Consider the following 20,154-nt stretch of genomic DNA (forward strand, 5'->3'; position numbering starts at 1 on the left):
AACACTGAAGTCGCCGCGACGGAGTGCTCGGAGCGCAGTGACGAGCTGGCGGCGATCAAAGGACGCGCTTGTGGCTTGGACGTTCAACTTGCTCTCCGCTTACTCTCCCCCGCCCGTTTGACACGGCCCCCCAGCCGCCGATTGACACGAAGTGCCGCGACTTTCCTTTACGCGTGATGAAAATCAAGCAGGAAGTCGCCTGATCGACGCTAGGCTTGTTTAAGCAGCTCCGCCACTGCTAGCGCGAGAATGATCTTGCTTCTGCGTACTACGGTTCGCTTGCTGAGTTACTCTTCGCTTCGCATCCTACTGTTCGCTTCCTCATGACTGTTGGCTTGCATGATTCCGAATGAGCGACTTTCACGCTTCATCTCGGCGAATTTCCGCTCCGTCTGGGCGCTGGAACTCTTGCTTTACCTGAGGCGCCGTTCTGGCGGGCATGGCCAAGCGGAACTGGTCGACGCCTTGCGGGCGAGCGACCTGGTGGTCAGGCGGGCTTTGGACGACCTGATCGCCGTCGGGCTGGTCATCGTCGACGATGCCGGAGACGCGAGCTTCGTGCCTGCCACAAGCGTTCTTGCCGAACTTACGGACCAGGCGCAGGAGCTCTATGCCAAGCGCCCCGACGCCGTCCGGAGAATGATCGTCCGGGCAGCTTCGCCGCAACTGACCACCTTCGCCGATGCCTTCCGCCTGAGAAAGCCCTGAGCCATGCAGCACGTCTTCGCTACGGCGGTTTACCTGCTCTGCTTTCTGACCAGCGCCGCCTGCGCCTTCCTGCTCGGCCGAAGCTATCGCCAGACGAAGGCGTGCTTGCTCCTGTGGAGCTCGCTCTGCTTTACCTTTCTGGCGCTCAGCAACCTGCTGCTGGTGTTCGATTTATTGGTGCTGACGGACGTCGACCTCCGGATCGCCCGATTACTGCTCTCGTTTCTGGGCGTCGGAACTCTCCTGTTCGGGTTCATCTGGGATATGGAGGAGGCATGACCCTGTACGAGTTCCTGTCGGGCATGCTGGTGGCGGCATTCATGATTGCAGCCCTGTTCTTCCTTCGCTTCTGGCGGCGCACCCGCGACCCCTTGTTCCTGTCGTTCGCCGGCGCGTTCATGCTGCTTGGGATCGGCCAGAGCCTGTTGGCGCTGATCGACCTGGCCAAGGAGGATCAAAGCTGGATCTATCTAGTCCGGCTGACCGCCTTCATGCTGATCCTGGCCGGGATATACGGCAAGAACCGGTCGCAACGCCGGAGCTGAACTCGCCGGATGCCCTCATTTGGGGCGGCGTCTTCTCGCCTCAATTGGCTCGCCACCCCCGATCCACTTCTCTTGCTTCCGCAGCGGCGTCGAGCGGCTCTCCAACCATGCGGGCGTCGACAAGGGCGCCGAGCGCGGGATCCTGGCCCGCGGCCATTCGATAGTCGCCTTGCGAAGCCTGCTCGCGAATGAGGCCTTCCACCGTCCAGCCATTGCCTGACCGACAGGCGAGCCCGCTCTGCGTGTCCGCCGTGAAGCTTCGGCAATGGCGCCCTTCCTTGTCCTTGAATGTGATGCCTATACGAATGCCATTCCGGTCGCCTGCGGACGCGAGCTGGCGCTCAAGGGCGCCGTTGAGTCGGCCGGCGGCCGCCAGCTGGCCGTCATCGGACCGGAAGAGGCCTCCATCGTGCGGCAGCGAGACACCGATTCCGAGACCAAGTGCAAGGCTGGCAGCGACGGCAAGGCCAGCGAGGCTCCAGCGGCGGCGGTCACGCGCTTCGGCCAAATCAATCACCTGTGCCGTTCGGGGCTCTGCTGCCTCCTGCAGGCGATCAGGCAGCGGCGCGGCAAGGATGGGCGCGAAGGCGGCATTCAGCCGGTTGGCCAAGGCTCGGTGCTGCTTGGCGAACGCGGTGAGCTCGGGATCGGCCGCGACCCTTGCGGCCATGGTGCTCGCCTGCGGTTCGGGAAGTTCCCCGTCCAGCCAGGCGTAGAAATCGGGATCATCGGTCATTGATCAGTTCCCTGGCCGAGAGTGGCAAAAAGGGCGTTGCGGCCGCGGACGAGCCGGCTTGAGACCGTGCCGATCGGCTGCCCCAGAAGCTCGGCTGCTTCGCGATAACCGAGACCCTCGATCATGATGAGGGCAACGACTTCGCGCTGTTCGTCGGGGAGCGCGCTCATTGCCCGCATCACTTGAGCCAATTCGGCCGAGCGCTCGATATCCGCTGCGCCGTCGAACCCCTGCTGTTCGCCCGCCTCCGGCGGTGCTTCCCAGGCCCCTCGGCGTTGACGGCTGCGGGCCTCGTCGATCCAGAGGTTGCGGGTGATGCGGAAGAGCCAACTGTCGAGACGGGTGCCGGGGACAAACTGGGCTCGGCTGCGCAGTGCCCGCTCGATCGCCAGTGCCGTCAGATCGTCCGCATCCGCCGGGTGGCGAGACAGCGCGAAGGCGAATCGGCGAAGCCGTGGCAGCATCGCGCCAAGCGCGTCCGCGAACTCGTCCCGAGGGGTCATCATTCTCCATGGGGATGAAACGAGATGGCTGTGCCGTTTCATCCCTGACGACGAACTGATTAGGATGGTTGCGAATGTCCAGACGATCTTTCGCTCTTGCCGCCCTGCTGCTGGCGGGTGCCGCGCTTGGCATCGGTGGCGCTGCGCGGGCGCAATTGCTGCCTTCGCTGCCGATAAGCGGCCTCCCCGTCCCTCTGCCGCATGCCGTGAGCGGCTTGCCGGCCGTGGGCGATCTCATCCGGGGTCTATCGGGCGAGGAACGAAGTGCCGCGACAGTGCCCAGCCTCGACCGGCTCGGCGTCGGACCGACTGTTGGCGAGATCGGCCGCGACGCGCTGGCCGAGCTTCGCCGACTTCGCCTCGCCGAGCTGGTGCGCGGCAATCCCCGGACGCTCGACGTGGGGCCGAATGGCGCACCGGTCCGCCGCGGCGTGCTGATCGCGATCGATCCGACGGAGGTGCAGCTTCGCGCTGTCGCCGCGGCGGGCTTCGTCGTTGAGACGCGCGAGGACTTCGGCGGCTTGACCAGTGTGACTCTGCGCGTCCCGGCAAATCTGTCGGCGAAAGCGGCGATGAGGCGGCTGATGGCGGCGGCGCCCGGTCTCACTGCCGATTACGATCATGTCTATGAGCCGGCCGGCGGTGCCCTTCTGCCGATGATGGGCGCAGCGCTTGCGACTGCGGCACCGCCGCCCATGCCGGCGGGCCGAACCATCGTGATGATCGACGGGGGCGTGGCGGCGCATCCGAGCTTCGCCGGTGCTGCGATCGTACAGCAGGGCTTCGCCGGGCCGGCGCAGCCGACCGGACACGGCACCGCCATCGCCTCCTTGCTCGTCGGCCGGGATGGCCTGTTCCGTGGCGCCGCGGGCGGCGCCAAGCTCTATGTTGCCGACGTCTATGGCGGCAGTCCCGCAGCCGGTAGCGCCAGCGCCATCGTCCGGGCGCTTGCCTGGGCGGCCTCCAAGCAGCCCGATGCCATCAGCATCAGCCTCGTCGGCCCCAGCAATCTGCTCCTTCAGCGTGCGGTTGCGATCCTGGCGCGGCGCGGCATCAGGATGGCAGCGGCGGTCGGCAATGACGGTCCGGCCGCGCCGATCATGTATCCCGCCGCTTACCCCGGCGTGACCGCGGTCACCGCCGTTGATGCAAGGGACCGCGCGTTGCCGGAAGCCGGGCGGGCACTCCGGCTCGACTATGCCGCGCCAGGATCGGACATGGCGGCGGCGCTACCAGGGCGCGGCTATGCCAAGGTGAGGGGCACGAGCTTCGCGACACCGCTGGTCGCCGCGCGTCTGGCTGCGGCAGGCTCAGGGCAGGCACTGGAGCGCGAGGCACTCAAGGGCAGCGGCCGTATCGGGCGCGGGATCCTCTGCCGCACCTGTCGTACCGATCCGAAGATTGTCGGAGCGAAATAAAAACCGCGCTTGCGGGATGAACCGCGGAACCGCTGTCGTTCTCCAGAGGCAAGCACCTAGTGGCTGCATGATGAGAACGACAGGAAAGGACAACAGATGATCCGCTTCACTCTCGCGCTGGCTCTTCTCGCCGGCACCGCTGCTCCCGCTTCGGCCCAGCTCCTCGGCAATGCCGGCGGCTCGCTCGGCGGCGTGATCGGCGGGGCCCTGAACGGCAGCAATTCGGTCGGTGGAACGCTGAACGGTGCGCTCGGCGGCAATGGCGCGCTCGGCGGGACGCTCGGCAATGTCTCGGGCAGCATCACCAAGAGCGTGACGGGTAGCGTGACCGGCAGCGGCCAGCTCACCTCGAGCCGTTCGGTGGACAGCCGCAGCGGCTCGGCCGGCGGCAATGTCGGCCTTGCCGGTTCGCTCGCCGGTACGGCCGATGGAGCGCTTGCGGCGACCGGGATGGGCCAGTCCGGCGGACTTGCCGGCTCGCTGAGCGGTAGCACCTCGGGCGAGAAGAGCGCCGGTTTCGGCGTCCAGGCAATTGGGACCGACGCCGCCCGATCGGTCGCAGGCAGTACGGTTGGCATGGCACAGGGTCAGGTGGCAGCCGCTCGCGACCAGACCGATGCGATCCGGGGTGAAGCGCAGGGCCGGGCTTCAGGCGCTGCTGGTGGCGCTCTGTCGGCCGTGCGTCAGTCGGGCGGGAGCCTGAATGCTTCGGGCCACGCCAGAAGCTCGGCCGAGGGCCAGGTCCACGCCTCGCACGACTGATCGAGCAGCCTCGCAATCACCTGGTTCGCCCTTCAAGGCAACCTGCGGCCCGCCGCTCCTCCCGGCGGGCCGCACTTTTGCAAGAATGAGACCTCATGCAATGGCCGGGGTCGGTGCATGCGAGGCACGAGCCGAAAGCGAACCGTGACGCTGAGTTTTGCAAGAGGCGCAGGACAGGCTTGACCCGGCATCCGCCTTCTTCTCTTTGCATGCGAAGGAAGGCAGACCTCGGCCCAAGACCGAGGCAACGGGACCCGATGTCGCTCTTCAACCTCGCCCGGCCGCTCATCTTTCGCCTTGATCCGGAGCGGGCGCATGGTTTGACCATTGGAGTGCTGAAGGCACTCCCGGCCGGAACTGTCGGCTTCGACCCTCGGCTTGCAAGTTCCGTCGCCGGCCTCACTTTTCCCTCCCCCGTAGGTCTCGCGGCCGGATTCGACAAGGACGCGGAGGTGTTCGGGCCGCTACTTCGCCTCGGCTTCGGCTTCGTCGAGGTCGGGACCATCACGCCCAGGCCGCAGCCCGGCAATTCCCGGCCTCGCCTGTTCCGGCTGACCGAGGACAAAGCGGTGATCAACCGCTTCGGTTTCAACAGCCAGGGCCAAGCGGAGGCTCTGCCCCGCCTGCGGGCTCGCGCTCGGAGTGGGATCGTCGGTGTTAACATCGGCGCGAACAAGAACAGCGTGGACCGGATCGCCGACTATGCCGAGGGGATCCGGCGGATGGCGCCGGTCGCGGATTACCTCACCGTCAACATCAGTTCGCCGAACACCCCCGGCCTGCGGCAACTGCAGGATGAAGCTGTTCTTCGTGAGTTGCTCGCCGCCGTTCGCGAGGCGCGGCCACTTGGCGGACCGCCCGTGTTCCTGAAGGTCGCGCCGGACCTTGGCGAAGGTGAGCCCAGGCAGATTGTCCGCGCCGCCGTGGACCATGGCATCGACGGGCTGATCGTCAGCAACACCACCATCAGCCGCCCGGCGCTGCGCTCCATTCATGCGAACGAGACCGGAGGACTGTCCGGGGCGCCGTTGAAGCCACTCGCACTCGACGCCTTGCGGCGCTTTCGTGCCGAGACCGGCGGCGCCCTTCCGCTGATCGGGGTTGGCGGGATCGGATCGGCTGAGGACGCGTGGGAACGGATCCGGGCTGGCGCAAACCTCATTCAGCTTTATTCGGCTTTGGTCTACGAAGGCCCAGGTCTCGCCCGCCGGATCGCCTCCGGCCTGGCGGACCTGCTCGACCGCAGTGGCCACGCCACGATTGCCGAGGCGGTCGGCACTAGCGCCTAGGCCGCGTTCCGCTGGTGTCGATCAGCACCGCCCCCTCGCGGCGCGGGTCAAAGCCGCCATCGACCACGCCATTGCGGATCAGCACGCCATGCACACCGCTGTCCTCGCCTTGGCCGGGCTGCAGGTCGATGCCGCGCGCCCTGAGACCGGCCAGGATCGCCGGACTGAACTTGGTCACCTCGCCCTGCAACGCGGGGCCCCGAGCCACCAAGTTGGGTAGTGCGATCGCCTCCTGCATCGGCAACCTCCAATCGACTGCCGCGACCAGCGACTTGGCGACGTAGGCAAGGATGGCGCTACCGCCGGCCGAACCGATCGCACCGGCGAACTGTCCGTCGGCGGTCAGCAGGATGGTCGGCACCATCGACGAGCGCGGCCGCTTGCCTGGCGCCACCGCATTGGCGGCGGGCAGCCCCTGGGCGTTGATCGGCGAGAAGTCAAAATCGGTCAGCTGGTTGTTGAGGAAAAAGCCATCGACCATTCGGCCTGAGCCGAAGATGCTCTCGACCGTGGTGGTCATGCTGACCACGTTGCCATCGCTATCGCGAACGATGAAATGACTGGTCCCAGTCGGCTCGCGGGTGCGATCCGCTCCCACCACCGTGGCACCGGCCGGCAGGCCGGGCGCAGGCGGAGGTCCCGCCACCGGCGCGATCAGTTGCGCGCGCCTGGCGATATACTCAGGCGCCAGCAGCCCCGCGACAGGCACCGCCACAAAGGCTGGATCGCCTACGTAGCGATCGCGATCCGCGTACATCAGCTGGCTGGCCTGTGCGAAAATGCTCCAGGCTTGCGGGTCGTTCGGGCCACGCTGCGCCATGTCGGTGCGCTCCGTGATCTTGAGCAGCTCCAGCAGCCCCACCCCACTGGCGGGCGGCGGCGGCGTGCAGACGAGGTAGATTCGCCACGGAGCGCACAGGCTTTCGCGCTTGATCGGCCGATAAGCGGCGAGATCGGCCATGGTTAGCGTGCCGGGGTAGGCGCCCTGGTGCGTCCGTGCCACGATCCGCGCCGCCGTCTCACCCTCCAGCAAGGCGCGTGAGCCGTTTGCCGCCAGCCGCCGTAGGAATGCCGCATAGGCCGGGTTGCTCAAGCGATCGCCGACCTGCAGCCACGTGCCGTCCGCCTTCATGAAGTAGCGCGGCACGTCGGTGGTCATCATCTGCGGCCCGTAGGTCACCACCAGGCGGGCGAGGCGCGGACTGACCCGGAAGCCTCGGTCCGCCGTCTGCTCGGCATCCCCAAAGAGGCTGCTCCACGGCAGCGCGCCATGCTCCCGCTGCGCCAGTTCGAGCGTCCGAACCGCTCCGGGCACGCCTGTCGATCGGCCAGAATGAACGGCCGTCTCGAACGGCAGGGGCCGCCCGTCCGGCCCGAGGAACATGGTGGGCGTTGCCTGTGCCGGAGCCACCTCGCGCCCATCGTACAACGTCGTGCGGTGCGTCCTGCCATCGTAAAAATGGAGAAACGTCCCCCCACCGATCCCGCTCGACTGCGGTTCGACCAGCCCCAGCATCGCCTGCACGGCCACTGCGGCGTCGACCGCCGTTCCGCCGCGCCGGAGCACCGCCATGCCGGCCTCGGCCGCCAGCGGGTTGGCGGCAATGACAAAGGCGCGCTCTCGGATCGCAATCGGCGCCGTGGGCACCGCCGGCGCCGTGGGCCCCGGCAAAGTGGCGCAGCTCGCGAGCAGCAGGGAGGCGGGGGCAAGCCAGGCAAGAAGAGATCGCATCATTTCTCCATTCACGCGTCCGCTTAGGCGAGCGCCTGCGCGACTGTCCACGCGGGCCCAAGCTAGCGTCCCATCGGCAATAAGCCTAAAGCCCCGCTTTCGTTCAGTTAGCCGGGGGGCGACGCATCCGCATGGCCAAGCGCACGCAGCTCGAAATCTTTCCCAATCTCGTCACCATGTTCCTCGCACGCGTGGCCGAAAAGGGGGACACGCCCTTCCTTTGGGCGAAGCGCAAGGGCGCCTGGCACTCCCTCAGCTACAATGACGCCGCGCGCCAAGTGGCAGCGTTGTCGGCAAGCCTGCTGCGGATCGGCCTCAAGCCTGGCGACCGAGTCATGCTCGTCAGCGAAAACCGGCCCGAATGGCTGATCGCCGACCTCGCGATCATGGCTGCCGGCTGCGTCACCGTGCCGACCTACACCACCAACACCACTCGTGATCATACCCACATCCTGGGCAACTCGGGCGCGAGGGCGGTGATCGTGTCGACCCAGAAACTGGCCAAGGCGCTGATTCCGGCGGTGCTATTCTCGTCCGACTGCAACGATGTCATCGGAATTGAGGACATCCGTACAGGCCAGGCGATGGAAGGCGCACGTTTCCACGTCTGGGCAGAACTGACGCAGGACGGTCACGATCTCGAGCCGGTTCGGCAGCGCATGGCGAATGTCAGCCGCGAAGACCTCGCCTGCCTCATCTACACCAGCGGGACCGGCGGAGCGCCACGCGGCGTTCGCCAGCATCATGGAGCGATCCTCCACAACGTCGCCGCCTGTACCGACGTCATTGCCAATGACTTCGGCTGGGATGACGAGATATTTCTTTCGTTCCTCCCCGCCAGCCATGCCTACGAGCATACCGGTGGGCAGCACTTCCCGGTCGGGCTCGGCGCACAGATCTACTATGCCGAAAGCCTCGAAAAGCTGGCCGCAAACATCGAGGAAGTGCGCCCCACGATCATGGTGGTCGTGCCCCGGCTGTTCGAGATGCTCCGTCAGCGCCTGCTCAAGACGGTCGAGAAGTCGGGCAACTTTTCACAGCTTCTGCTTCGCCGCGCATTGGAGATCGGACAGGAGCGCTACGACACGGGCAAGGTTTCCATCGCCGACCGGCCAATGGAGCTGTTCCTCAAGCTGACCCTGAAGCGAAAAGTCGCCGCAAAGTTCGGCGGGCGGATCAAGGCGATGGTGTCGGGTGGAGCACCGCTCAACCCGGAAGTGGGCGTCTTCTTCCATGCGCTCGGTCTGACCATGCTGCAGGGCTATGGTCAGACCGAGGCGGCACCGGTAATCAGCTGCAACCGGCCCAAGGCGGGCATCCGGCTCGACACAGTTGGTCCACCGTTGCTCAACACCGAAGTGAGCTTCGCCGAAGATGGCGAGATCCTGGTGCGGGGCGAGCTGGTGATGCACGGCTACTGGAACAATCCGGAGGAGACCGCTCGAGTCCTCAAGGATGGCTGGCTGCACACCGGCGACATTGGTCATCTCGACGAGGCCGGGCGGATCGTCATCACCGATCGCAAGAAGGACCTGATCGTCAACGACAAGGGCGACAATGTCGCACCGCAACGGGTCGAGGGAATGTTGACCCTCCAACCCGAGATCGCCCAGGCCATGGTCGTTGGCGACCGGCGGCCTCACCTGGTCGGCCTGCTCGTACCGGAGCCCGAGATAATCCAGCAGTACCGCGGCGATGACGCGGGGCTCAAGTCTGCGCTTCAGAAGGCGGTCGACCGGGTCAACGCTGACCTGAGTGTGATCGAGAAGGTGCGCCGCTTCATCGTCGCGGACGATGCCTTCACGGTCGATAATGAGATGCTCACGCCCTCCATGAAGATCCGCCGCCACGTCATCCGTGCGGCTTATGGCGAGCGCTTGGACGCGCTGTACGGCGGCAAGTCCGCCTGAGCGCCGGGACTAGCGGCGCGACGGCCCGGTGAAGGGCACGAACTCGCCAAAGGTGCAGCTGCCAACCGTCATGCCACTGGCGGTATCGACGACCTGCACGATCTGACCCTGGCACAGTCCTTCGCCGCCGAACTGCTTGGTCAGCATGGCATAGCCGGGCCGGCCAAGGCCCGAGCAGCCACCCGGGATGTCCGTCCGCCAGACGCGGTTGCCGCCGTCGCGGAACAGCACGGTATGCTCATCGACCACCACCATGTCGTTGGCGCGATAGTTGGGCAGGCAGCTCTGCGGCCGACCGGCGACCTTGCCAGCAAGATAGCGGTCGAGTTCCTGCAGTGCCTGCGGGCTGCGCGGCTGCGGAGCCTCATTATAGGCGCAGGCGCCGACCGTCGCTGTGGTCAGCGCGGAAAGGGTGAGGACGGCGATGCGATGCATGGCGGGCTTCCTTGCAGGATGACGCTTTCAACTGGCGGAATAACGCGTCCGCATGCTGCTTGGCTCCAGCTTAACGGAAGCTGTCTTTACCGGTACGTAACAACGCAAACTCAGCAGCGTCACGGGCCCGAAGGAACGGATTGGACGCTTTCTCCTCGCCGATGGTCGTCGGGAGCGTGATCTCGCCCTGCTGGCGCAAAGCCTCCACCTCGGCCAGCCGCCGCTCGATCGCCGCGTCGCCGGGGAAGGCATGCGCGGCGAAGCGGTAGTTACTCACTGTATACTCGTGCGCCGCATGGACCAGCGTCTCGTCTGGCAGCGTCGCCAGCCGCTGCAAGGACGCAAACATCTGCTCCGGCGTGCCTTCGAACAGGCGCCCACAGCCCCCGGCGAACAAGGTGTCGCCAGTGAAGGCGACCCCAGCATCAGCCATTATGAAGGCGATATGTCCAAGGGTATGTCCAGGCACGTGCCAGACCTGAGCAGTCCACCGTCCGACGGCAACCGCGTCCCCGTCGACAAGCCCGTGGTTGAGCCCGGCGAACTTCTCGCGCTCCGCCTCGGGTCCCCACACCTCGGCACCTGTGGCACCCACAACCGCAGCAATCCCAGCCGTGTGGTCGGGATGCCAATGGGTGATCAGCACCTGATTGATCCGCCAGCCGCGAGTGTCAGCCGCAGCCAGTGCCGCCGCCCCGTCGCCGGGATCCACACAGGCCGTGTGACCGCTTGCCGGGTCGTGCAGGAGCCAGATGTAATTGTCGCTCAGTGCCGGGACGGAGACGATCTCGGGCCTCCCTGCCATTACCACTCGCCCGTATTCGGCATCGACGCCCATGGCTCGGCAGGCGCCTTGGCTCCTCCCTTGTTGAGCAGTTCGATGGAGATGTTGTCAGGCGTCCGCACGAACGCCATCCGCCCGTCGCGGGGTGGTCGATTGATCGTCACACCGGCATCCATGAGCCGCTGGCAGGTCTCGTAGATGTCGTCCACCTGATAGGCGAGGTGTCCGAAGTTGCGACCGCCACCATATTGCTGGGCATCCCAGTTATAGGTCAGCTCGACCTCTCCGCCCTCATCGCCCGGCACGCCGAGGAAGATGAGGGTAAAGCGGGCCGCCTCATTCTCCATGCGCCGCCTTTCCTCGAGGCCGAGCAGCTGGAAGAAGCCAACCGTCGCCTCCGGATCGGTCACCCGGATCATCGTGTGCAGGAATTTCATCGCAACCTCGCTCAGCTCGGGGACGAAGATTCCGCGCCCGGTGTCGCCTCTAAGGTGACGACGAAACCACCGACTTCAAGTGGTGCCAAAGGCCGCACTGATTGCCCCGCCACCGGCTAGGCTGAGGCGTGTCGCCGCTGCGCAACGGGACAAATCCGCCACTTCTGCCGATACGCACGATTGACTTTTCATCGTGGTTAGCGGTTAATTAACAGATCGCGACTCGCGGGTAGGCCCTGCGACGCGCCTCACAGGGGACATCCATGACGGCTCGGGGGGCGACGGCGAGGGCAAAACTCGCGGCCGCGATTCTCGCGGGCGTGCTCCCGCTAGGCGCAGTGTCGGCGCAAAGCGTCGTCCCTACTCGTGATGAGCTGACCCGCCCGCCCGCAACTACGGAGAGCCGCCCTTCGCGGCTGAGCGTACGGGGCGAAATGGAACGCTCGCCGTGCGCACTTTCGGACCCACAGTTCGCGGGCATAAACGTCACGATCACCGAGGTCCGTTTCAACAATCTCAAGGGCGCAACCCCGGCGGAGATGCGCTCCAGCTGGACCGATCTCGCTGGCCAGAACCGGCCGGTGAACATCATCTGCGACATACGCGATCGGGCCGCGACCCTGCTTCGGAACAAGGGCTATCTCGCCGCCGTCCAGGTCCCGGTGCAGCGGATCCAAAATGGCGTGGTGAAGCTCGAGGTGCTCTACGGGCGCGTGACAACCGTGAGGGCGCGGGGCGAGACGACGGGCGCTGAGGCCAAGCTCACCCAATATCTGCAGAAGCTCACGCAGGACGAGATATTCGATCGCCACCGGGCCGAACGCTATCTGCTGCTGGCGCGCGACCTTCCGGGCTACAACGTGCAGCTCACCCTGCGGCCGGCCGGTACGGCGCCTGGTGACCTGGTCGGAGAAGTCAGCGTCATCCGCCGGCCCTATTCGGTCGATGCAACGGTGCAGAACCTGGCCCCGCGCGAGACTGGCCGTTGGGGCGGACAGTTGCGCGCCCAGGCCTTCGGGCTGACCGGCATGGGCGACGTCACCACCTTGAGCTACTACAATGTGCTCGGCGACTGGCGCGAGCAGCGGATCATTCAGGTGGGGCACCAGTTTCGGCCGGGGTCCGAAGGGCTGATCGTCGACGGCCAATTCACCTACGCTTGGAGCCGGCCTGACACCGGAGCAGCCGCGGGCGATTCGGCGCTCACGGCCAAGACTCTCTTTTCCAGTCTTTCGCTGACCTACCCGCTCATCCGGCGCCAGTCCCACAGCGTGTATCTGTCGGGCGGTTTCGATCTCCTCAACCAGGATGTCGAACTCATCGCGCCGCTGGCCCGCGACCATTTGCGGATCGGCTGGCTGCGCGCCACCGCCGAGGGGGTCGACACCAGGAACAGCGCGCCTCACTGGCGGGCGAGTGCCCTGCTGGAGTTCCGCAAGGGATTGGGCGTGCTCGGCGCCAGCAGCGGGTGCCGTCAAGCCAGTTGTGACTTCACCTCCGCCATTCCGCTCAGCCGGGCGGACGCGGACCCCACAGCCGCCATCGTCCGCGCCGGCGGTTCGCTCGAACTCGCCATCGGGGACTCGCTGGCACTGTTCCTCAGTCCTCGAGCGCAGCTGGCGTTCGCGCCGCTTGCAGCCTTCGAGGAGTTCACGGGCGGCAATTACACGATCGGACGCGGCTATGCTCCCGGCACCATCAGCGGTGACAGCGGCGTGGGACTGGTGACGGAGCTTCGCGGGCCGCGTCTGCGCCTGGGCAACGTCGGTGCGCGGGTGCAGCCATTTGCGTTCGGCGACTTGGCCTGGGCCTGGAACAAGCATGACGGCCTTGGCGCGGACCGGCTGGCCTCCGTCGGTGCGGGCATGCGCGGCGACCTTGCGGACCGCCTCCGGCTCGACGTCACCATCGCCAAGCCGTTGCGGCGCGCGGGCCTGCTTGAGCAGCGTCCCGGCTGGCGCGCCCTGTTCACCCTCACCACCCGCTTCCTGCCCTGGAGATGACCATGCGTGCAGTGACTCGCTTCCTCTGTTCAGCGTCAATTCTGGCGACCGCCGTCGTGCGTCCCGATGCTGCCCAGGCACAGCGCTCCTTTCAGGGCGATGGGCAGGTCGTGTTTGGCACGGCCACGATCAACCAGGCGACGGGTACGGTGGTGCAGGTCGGCAGTCCGCAAACGGTGATCAACTGGACCCCGGCCGGCACTGGAGACTTCCAGCCGGCGGGCACCACGGCCCTGTTCACCACTCAGTCGGGCAGCGGGCTGACCGACTTCGCGGTGCTCAACCGGATCCTGCCGGTCGGGGACAACCCAGTCCGGATCAACGGAACCATCCTCTCGCGGCTTCAAGGCAACAGCAGTCAGGCGGCGGGGACCGTCTATTTCTACAGTCCTGGCGGGATCGTCATCGGCGCCAATGCCGTGATCGACGTGGGCAGCCTCGGCCTGACCACCAGTGACCCTTGGTCCGGCAGCGGCCCGTGGTTAAGCGCTGACCGGACGGCCACCTTTGCCTCCAGCCTGCCGGGCCGCTCCGTCATCCTCGAACCGGGATCGTTGATTACGACATCGGGGAGCACCGGCAGCTACACGGCGATTGTGGCGCCGCAGGTGCTCCACCAGGGCATCATCCGCTCCTCGGGCGGTGTGGCCCTGGTCGCGGCCGACGCGGCGACCATCACCTTCAGCCCAGATAATCTCTATTCGATCCAGGTCAGCGCACCAGAAGTCGGAAGCGCCGGCGGACTGGCCATCGACGGAGGCCGCATCGGCAGTGCGGCAATTGGCCCCGTTGCCTCAGCCCAACGCCTCTATCTGGTGTCGATCCCGAAGAACACGGCCGTCACCATGCTCATCCAGGGAGGAGCGGACCTCGGCTTCACGCCGGCGGGACAGGCGAGCATCGACGGAGATGCCATCGTCCTCTCTGCGGGACGGGACATTGTTCATGGAGAGCTCGGTCGACCATCCAACGGGTTGTCCGGCAACGCCATCATTCAGAACGCGACATTCCGCGACCGTACGATTGCCGGCATCAACGGTTCGGCCAATCTACTGGCGCTGACCGGCGACCTGAGCTTCCTGAGCAATCTCGACCTGCAGTCCGGCTCGGTCATCCTCCGGGCGGAAAGTGGGCACAAGCTCTCCGTCGGCGGGAGTCTGCTCGCCGATGCGCGCCAGTTTGGCAGCGCCGGTAATGCATCCGCGATCGGCGGCAGCATCGACCTTGTTGCGGGCAGGGCCGACGATGCAGCCAGCGGCGGGTCCGTCACCATTGGAGGCGGCGCGACCTTGCTGGCGGACGGCGTCGGTGGCGCCGGCTCCGGTGGCACGGCGGGCGTGATCAAGCTCACGTCCTATGCTCACGGAAAGATACAGGTTGGCGGAGATCTGCTGGCGTCGGCCGACGGTCTCGGCGGCGCGGGTGTTGCTGGCGGTGTACGGGACGGCGGCGTCGGAATCGGCGGCGCAATCCGGCTCAGTGCGCTCGGCGGCGTGCTGACTGCACGGAACACCTCTCTGCGCAGCGATGGCATCGGTGGCGAGGGCACCGCCGCAACCGGAGCCGGCGGCAATGCCCGGAGCGGCAGTATCACCGTGGAGTCTGTCGGCGGCCAACTTCAGCTTGGCGAGACGGCTGCCCTAAGCGCCGACGCCCGGGGCGGCGCTGGCAGCAGCGGCGGTGCAGGCGGCGACGCGATGATCGGCGGAGCTGGCGCACTGCAAGTCCTCGCATCGCAGGGTGGGAGCATCGCGGCTGGGACCCTTCGAGCGACCGCGAGCGCCACCGGCGGCACGTCGCCCCCCGGTGCGGGCCGCTCCATGTCGCAAGGTGGGAATCGCTTCGAAATCAGCAACGGGCAGGCGAACTTTGGGCAGCTGACCTTCGGGGTAAACGCCGCGGCGAACGCCCCAGGCGCCACGCGCGACCTCATCAAGCTCGACAACGGAACCGCTGACGTCAGCGGCCTGTTTTCCTTCGCCACCTCGGGATCGCTTGGCGTGGCGAACAATCGTGGACGGCTGACAGCAGGCTCCATCGGGCTTGGCGCGCAGACGTTCGTGGCGGAAGCCGCCCCGGGAACGCTCGGCTCGCTTAATGCCGGGAGCTGGTTGGTCACTACTGCCGGCGACTTCATCCTCGCTGCCAACCTCACTTCCGCCAGCGGCTTTGCGATCAACGCCCCCGGGCGGGTGCAGCTCGCGGGGCTTTCAAGCTCGGGCGGGAGCTTGTCGATCCGGTCCGGCGGCCTGCTCACGATCGACGGGGCATGGTCCGCGCCCACAATCGACCTAACCTCGAGTGATATCAACTTGGGGGGCGCTTCCAGTCTGGCCGCCGCAAATGACCTCCGCCTGACGTCCATCAATGCCGCTCAGATGCTCATCGGCGATGGGCTGGCGGGCAGCGGCTACGCGCTCAGCAATGCGGAGTTCGCCCGTCTGCACGGCGGCAACATCATCCTTCAGGGACGCTCGGACACGACTGCCTCGCCGAGCATGAGGATCGGAAGGCTGGCCGTATCGGGCGCTCAGCTCGCAGGTCAGGGAATGCTCCGCTTCGCGACCGAATCGAACAACGGCAGGGCCGGCGTGATCGCGATTAGCGGTGCGGTCGGTGGCACGGGCTTCGGCGGCGGCCAAACGGTGGCGTTCGAAGCTGCGCGGGTGGAGGTCGACGCGAGCACCGGCGGCATCAACCTGACCGGCGGCGGAGTGGCACCCTCGGGGCAGCTCAGCTTCCGCACCGACCGGCTTTGGGTTGCAAGCCCCGCGATCCTCGCCCAACTTGCTGGCAACGCAGCCTACGTGGGTCGGGAGGCGGATCTCGCCGCTTCACTGGCCACCCCCCGCACGGACGGCATCATTCGGGCTGGGTCGGTCAACTTCACCGGTGCGCGCCAGATCCTCGTCCAGAACAGCGGAACGAGAACCGCACCCGCCGGGCTCGCGAGCGGTGACGGCACCTTCCTGACTTTCGCCTCGTCGGGCGCTCAGGGCGATCCGATCGAGCTTATCGTCAACGGTCAGATCATCCAGGCGAACGGAAGTGCGACCGGAGGCTTCGCGGTCCAGAGCGCGCTTGCCCGGGCCAGGGCATCCAGCGGCGTGCGGTTCACGGCCAACAGCAGCGTCAATGGCTGCCTGGTCAGCGCGATCAGTTGCGGTCCGCTCAACGCCACGCGAGACGAGGACATCCACATCGGCTTCCTGCCGCCCTTGCCCGACAAGTTGTTCGGTGACGACGACGACGGCGATGGCAGGAAGAAGTCTGGTGCGATCACACCGGCCGAGAAGCTGGTTGATCGCCGGCCACTTGAACGTGTGCAGCCGATCGATGAGCCCGTTTCGGGCGCCGGCAACCCGGCGATGATGGGCAGCGGCTCGCCTCTGGGAGGCGGACGGTGATCCGCCTCAGTCCCGCCGCATTGCTCGCCGCGACCGTCCTGAGCGGGGCGATCTCGGGGCCAGCCCGTGCGGCCGATGGCCTCGCCGTGCGCAACAACTTCCGCATTGGCAGTGACGGGGTCAGCTGCACCGCGCAATTCAGCGCTCTGGACCCACGCCTTCGGACCATGTTCGATCGCGCCTATGGACTGACCTGCCGCGACGCGGCGGCGCCAGTCGGCACGGCGGTCGTGCTTCGTGCGCCGCTGGCGCTGTCCGAAGCTGCCCAGGGGCAGGTCTGCAAACCGGAAGAAACTGCGACCGTCGAGGGCGTAGGGGTGGCTCGGCTTCAGCGCTGCCGTGACGAGGCGGCCGCTCTCGACTATCTTCGCTACGGCGTTGACCGGGGTCCAGACCATGTGATCGTCGAGGGGCTGGCGGGTTACGACAGCGCCCTTCGGCTCACCTTGGCTAGCCTGGTCAACAATCGGCCGCAGATCGGCACGGTGCGGGTTGCTACAACCCTGGTGAGCGATTTCGCCGCATTTGCGCGGGTTCAGGCGGGCGCGCTAGATACCGGAAGCGCCCGGGTCGAAGGCTATCTTCGCAACAACGGCGGGCGCTACGCGGAATCGGCAGAGTTCTTCGATTCCATCGCCGAGCGGCAAGGCAATGATGCGGTGGTCAAGGCCGAGGCATGGGCCAACCAGGGCCTGCAGCAGTCGAATCTTGGTAATGCGGCCGCCGCGTCCGCCCTGTTTGACCGCGCTCAGACCCTCATCTCTCCATCGGATCCGGTGCTCATGCGCCTCCTGCGCAATTACCGCGCCATCGCTGAACTGAACCGCCAGCAACCAAGGGCCGCGCTGGAGCAGTTGGCGGCACCGGTTCCGGAAGTCGTACGCGACGACGACCGCGATGCGCTTGGTCGCGGGCTGATCAGCGAGCCGGTCTCCCTTGAACTCAATAGCGACAGCGCTGACGCGCGGCGCTTAAGGGCGCTCGACAGTGCGTTGACGCCGGCCGAGCGGTCGGACGTGCTTGACGGGCAGGCGCTCGCGCTCACCGGCACCGCCCACCGTCAGCTCAACCAGCTCGAACAGGCCGACAGCGAGTTGCAGGAGGCCGAGCGTCGCATTCGCTCAGTCCGAGAAGGCACGATCGAATCGGCCAGCTGGATGCTGGCGGATATCGCGCAGGAGCAGGCTCTCCTGGCGGAGGACCGAGGCGATGGGGCTGGCGCGCGCACCCGCTCTGACGAGGCGATCGCCATCCTGGCTCACGCCTTTCCAGAATCGCCCTCTCTCTTGTCGGCGCGCGCACGGAAGGCCGCGATGCTCCGGCGGCTTGGTGACCGGCAAGGCTCCCGCGCCTTGTTCCGCCAGGTCGTGGTAGACTCCGACTCCGTGCCGGATGGCGGATCCACCTTGCGGAGTCTGCTCGATCCTTACCTCTCGATGCTTGCTGATGACCCGGATGAGGGATCGGCGGCCGAGGCGTTCGCCGCCGCGCAGGCGCGGCAACGTCCAGGTGTCGCGCAAACGCAGGCTGTTCTTGCGCGGCAGTTCAGCCAGGGAAGTGACGAGGCCAGCGCCCTATTCCGCTTGTCCCTTGCGCGCACGCGCGAGATCGCCCGCGCGCAGCAGGAGCTTTCGGACCTGAGGGCCCGCCCGCAGCAGACTTCTGCTCTTCTGCAGAACATCGCGGGCGCCGAGAGCAATTTGACAACGCTTCGGGCCGAACAGACCGGACTGCAGGCGCGCCTGAGTGCCTATCCGCGCTATCAGGCGCTGAGCCGAACCCAGGTCGACCTTCGCGAGCTGCAGCAGCGGCTTAAACCCGGTGAAGCCTATTGGCAGCTCATCGACACGGCGACGGTCGATTATGCGCTCTTCGTCACGCCGACCGCAGCCCGGCTCTATCGCACGGGCACGGATCGGGCGGGCCTCGCCGCGGACGTGCGCGCCTTGCGGGATACGATCGCCCGCTCCGATCAGGGCCAGGTGCTCACCGATCCGTTCGATGTCGCTCGATCAGCGACGCTCTTCACCAGGCTCATGGGGCCGGTCGCTTCCGAGCTCGCCACTGTCCGGCACTTGATCGTGGAACCGGATGGCGCCCTGCTGCAATTACCACTTTCGGTGCTGATTACCGACCTTGCCACTGTTCAGGCGTACGAGGCCCGGCTCAACCGGCCCGGCAGCGACAAATATGATTATCGGGGCATAGCCTGGCTCGGCCGTGATCGCGAGATTTCTACAGCGGTGAGTGCCCGAAGCTTCCTGGACGTCCGCGCGATCGCGCCAAGCAAGGCGCATCGCCTCTACCTTGGACTTGGCAATAATGCCGTGCCGGGGGCACTGCCGGTGGCGGCGGTGACGGACGACTGCGAGTGGCCGCTGTCGGCATGGCAGGCGCCGATCTCTGACGCCGAGTTAAAGCTCGGCCAGAAGCAATTCGGTCCGCAAGGCAGCGAATTGATTACCGGGGCATCCTTCAGCGACACGTCACTGCTCGGCGATCGCGAACTGAAGGACTTCCGAGTTCTTCATTTCGCCACTCACGGGCTGGTGACCGCACCTCGGCCCGATTGTCCTCCTCGTCCTGCGTTGCTGACCTCCTTCGGAAGTCGCGGCTCCGATGGTCTGCTTAGCTTCAAGGAGATCTTCGATCTTCAGCTGGATGCGGACGTGGTCATCCTTTCCGCCTGCGATACGGCCGGACTCGCGACCATCGCAGCAAGCAGAGAGGCAGGCGTCAGTTCCGGTGGCAACTTCGCGCTCGACGGGCTCGTGCGCGCCTTCGTCGGCGCCGGAGCGCGCTCCGTGGTGGCCAGTCATTGGCCAGTTCCCGACGATTATGGAGCAACCGCCCGGCTGATGGGGGGGCTGCTCGGCGCGCCGCCGGGTGAACCTCTGGCGGCGGCATTACGGGATGCGCAGCGTGGGCTGATGGACGATGCAAGGACCAGCCATCCCTTTTACTGGGCCGCCTTCATCATTCTCGGTGACGGCGCGAAACCGCTGCTCCCCTCGGTCTCTCCGCCGGCCAACCGGATTGCGAATCTGGCACTCCCACAAGTTGCGGGACGTTGACGCCGGCTTAGTATTTACTCGCCAGGATTAGCGCATGAGCGGCCTCAAGACGGCGGGGTTCGGGAGAGCTGCTTGGGACCGGGCTGCTGATGAGCACGCTCAACCTGCAAGCCGAAGCGGGCCGGCGGAGATCCCTAAGCAAAGGCCTACTTCAATTAAGTTCATCGTCCTGACCTAGATCGCCGCATGCGAGATCGGGCGCACGGACACCTTTCGGTCAGTGGTGCGTCGCCAGAGCTGGGAACGGCGCATCAGCAGCGGCCTGAAACAGGCCTTCGGGACATGCAAAAAGGGCCACCCGAAGGTGGCCCTGTTGGTTTGGTTGCGGGGGTAGGATTTGAACCTACGACCTTCAGGTTATGAGCCTGACGAGCTACCGGGCTGCTCCACCCCGCGTCACCAGTTCGGCCA

Annotated in this window: 16 protein-coding genes and 1 tRNA gene; 10 read left to right on the plus strand and 7 right to left on the minus strand. The window is 66.2% G+C overall.

Annotation, left to right across the window (positions count from 1 at the left end; all coding sequences use genetic code 11):
• Positions 1 to 339 precede the first annotated feature (339 nt).
• Genes M8312_RS09780 through M8312_RS09790 form a run of 3 tightly spaced genes read left to right on the plus strand, consistent with a single transcriptional unit; the run spans position 340 to position 1,253 of the window.
• On the plus strand, positions 340 to 708 hold the full coding sequence (locus M8312_RS09780) for a hypothetical protein (RefSeq protein ID WP_250117514.1): 369 nt from the start codon (positions 340 to 342) through the stop codon (positions 706 to 708).
• 3 nt (positions 709 to 711) lie between these two features.
• Positions 712 to 987, plus strand: a complete 276-nt coding sequence (locus tag M8312_RS09785) for a DUF5985 family protein (RefSeq protein ID WP_250117515.1) — start codon at positions 712 to 714, stop codon at positions 985 to 987.
• The gene (locus M8312_RS09790; RefSeq protein WP_250117516.1) at positions 984 to 1,253 is read left to right on the plus strand and encodes a DUF5985 family protein; all 270 of its coding nucleotides are present in this window, start codon (positions 984 to 986) and stop codon (positions 1,251 to 1,253) included. The genes M8312_RS09785 and M8312_RS09790 overlap by 4 nt, the downstream gene beginning before the upstream one ends.
• A 40-nt stretch (positions 1,254 to 1,293) precedes the next feature.
• Here M8312_RS09790 and M8312_RS09795 read toward each other — a convergent pair whose 3' ends face one another.
• Both M8312_RS09795 and M8312_RS09800 read right to left on the minus strand, forming a co-directional pair.
• Entirely contained in the window at positions 1,294 to 1,989 is a 696-nt protein-coding gene (locus tag M8312_RS09795) for an anti-sigma factor family protein (RefSeq protein ID WP_250117517.1), read from the minus strand.
• Positions 1,986 to 2,495, minus strand: a complete 510-nt coding sequence (locus M8312_RS09800; protein WP_250117518.1) for an RNA polymerase sigma factor — start codon at positions 2,493 to 2,495, stop codon at positions 1,986 to 1,988. Before M8312_RS09800 ends, M8312_RS09795 begins: the two co-directional genes overlap by 4 nt.
• A 71-nt stretch (positions 2,496 to 2,566) precedes the next feature.
• Between M8312_RS09800 and M8312_RS09805 the strand changes: the two genes are divergently transcribed.
• The 3 genes from M8312_RS09805 to M8312_RS09815 all read left to right on the plus strand — a co-directional run bounded on the left by M8312_RS09805 (position 2,567) and on the right by M8312_RS09815 (position 5,961).
• Positions 2,567 to 3,910, plus strand: coding sequence for a S8 family serine peptidase (locus tag M8312_RS09805; RefSeq protein WP_250117519.1), 1,344 nt, complete (start codon positions 2,567 to 2,569; stop codon positions 3,908 to 3,910).
• A 96-nt stretch (positions 3,911 to 4,006) separates the two neighbouring features.
• Positions 4,007 to 4,672, plus strand: a complete 666-nt coding sequence (locus tag M8312_RS09810) for a hypothetical protein (protein WP_250119831.1) — start codon at positions 4,007 to 4,009, stop codon at positions 4,670 to 4,672.
• A gap of 257 nt (positions 4,673 to 4,929) precedes the next feature.
• Positions 4,930 to 5,961: a quinone-dependent dihydroorotate dehydrogenase gene (locus tag M8312_RS09815; RefSeq protein WP_250117520.1), complete on the plus strand. Its 1,032-nt coding sequence runs from the start codon at positions 4,930 to 4,932 to the stop codon at positions 5,959 to 5,961.
• Here M8312_RS09815 and M8312_RS09820 read toward each other — a convergent pair.
• A complete protein-coding gene (locus M8312_RS09820; protein ID WP_250117521.1) occupies positions 5,951 to 7,696 on the minus strand; it encodes a gamma-glutamyltransferase family protein in 1,746 nt (581 codons plus the stop codon). The two genes, M8312_RS09815 and M8312_RS09820, sit on opposite strands and share 11 nt — an antisense overlap.
• A gap of 128 nt (positions 7,697 to 7,824) precedes the next feature.
• Between M8312_RS09820 and M8312_RS09825 the strand changes: the two genes are divergently transcribed.
• Positions 7,825 to 9,603, plus strand: a complete 1,779-nt coding sequence (locus M8312_RS09825; protein ID WP_250117522.1) for an AMP-dependent synthetase/ligase — start codon at positions 7,825 to 7,827, stop codon at positions 9,601 to 9,603.
• A gap of 9 nt (positions 9,604 to 9,612) precedes the next feature.
• Here M8312_RS09825 and M8312_RS09830 read toward each other — a convergent pair whose 3' ends face one another.
• The 3 genes from M8312_RS09830 to M8312_RS09840 all read right to left on the minus strand — a co-directional run bounded on the left by M8312_RS09830 (position 9,613) and on the right by M8312_RS09840 (position 11,259).
• Positions 9,613 to 10,038 (minus strand): hypothetical protein, encoded by a 426-nt coding sequence (locus M8312_RS09830; protein ID WP_250117523.1) that lies wholly within the window; start codon positions 10,036 to 10,038, stop codon positions 9,613 to 9,615.
• 70 nt (positions 10,039 to 10,108) lie between these two features.
• Entirely contained in the window at positions 10,109 to 10,876 is a 768-nt protein-coding gene (gloB, locus tag M8312_RS09835) for a hydroxyacylglutathione hydrolase (RefSeq protein WP_250117524.1), read from the minus strand.
• On the minus strand, positions 10,843 to 11,259 hold the full coding sequence (locus M8312_RS09840) for a VOC family protein (RefSeq protein WP_250117525.1): 417 nt from the start codon (positions 11,257 to 11,259) through the stop codon (positions 10,843 to 10,845). Before M8312_RS09840 ends, gloB begins: the two co-directional genes overlap by 34 nt.
• Positions 11,260 to 11,693: 434 nt before the next feature.
• Here M8312_RS09840 and M8312_RS09845 point away from each other — a divergent pair, with 434 nt between their 5' ends.
• The 3 genes from M8312_RS09845 to M8312_RS09855 are packed head-to-tail and all read left to right on the plus strand — an operon-like array spanning position 11,694 to position 19,743.
• Complete coding sequence (locus tag M8312_RS09845) at positions 11,694 to 13,262, plus strand: ShlB/FhaC/HecB family hemolysin secretion/activation protein (RefSeq protein ID WP_250117526.1); 1,569 nt, start codon at positions 11,694 to 11,696, stop codon at positions 13,260 to 13,262.
• Positions 13,263 to 13,264: 2 nt separating this feature from the next.
• Positions 13,265 to 16,669: a hypothetical protein gene (locus M8312_RS09850; RefSeq protein ID WP_250117527.1), complete on the plus strand. Its 3,405-nt coding sequence runs from the start codon at positions 13,265 to 13,267 to the stop codon at positions 16,667 to 16,669.
• Positions 16,666 to 19,743 carry a CHAT domain-containing protein gene (locus tag M8312_RS09855; RefSeq protein WP_250117528.1) on the plus strand — a complete coding sequence of 1,026 codons (3,078 nt, stop codon included), beginning with the start codon at positions 16,666 to 16,668 and terminating at the stop codon, positions 19,741 to 19,743. Before M8312_RS09850 ends, M8312_RS09855 begins: the two co-directional genes overlap by 4 nt.
• Positions 19,744 to 20,062: 319 nt before the next feature.
• On the opposite strand, the gene M8312_RS09860 is transcribed toward M8312_RS09855, so the two are convergent.
• Positions 20,063 to 20,139, minus strand: a tRNA-Met gene (locus M8312_RS09860).
• Positions 20,140 to 20,154 lie beyond the last annotated feature (15 nt).

It is taken from the genome of Sphingomonas sp. KRR8, from assembly GCF_023559245.1.
Taxonomy (GTDB): Bacteria; Pseudomonadota; Alphaproteobacteria; order Sphingomonadales; family Sphingomonadaceae; genus Sphingomicrobium.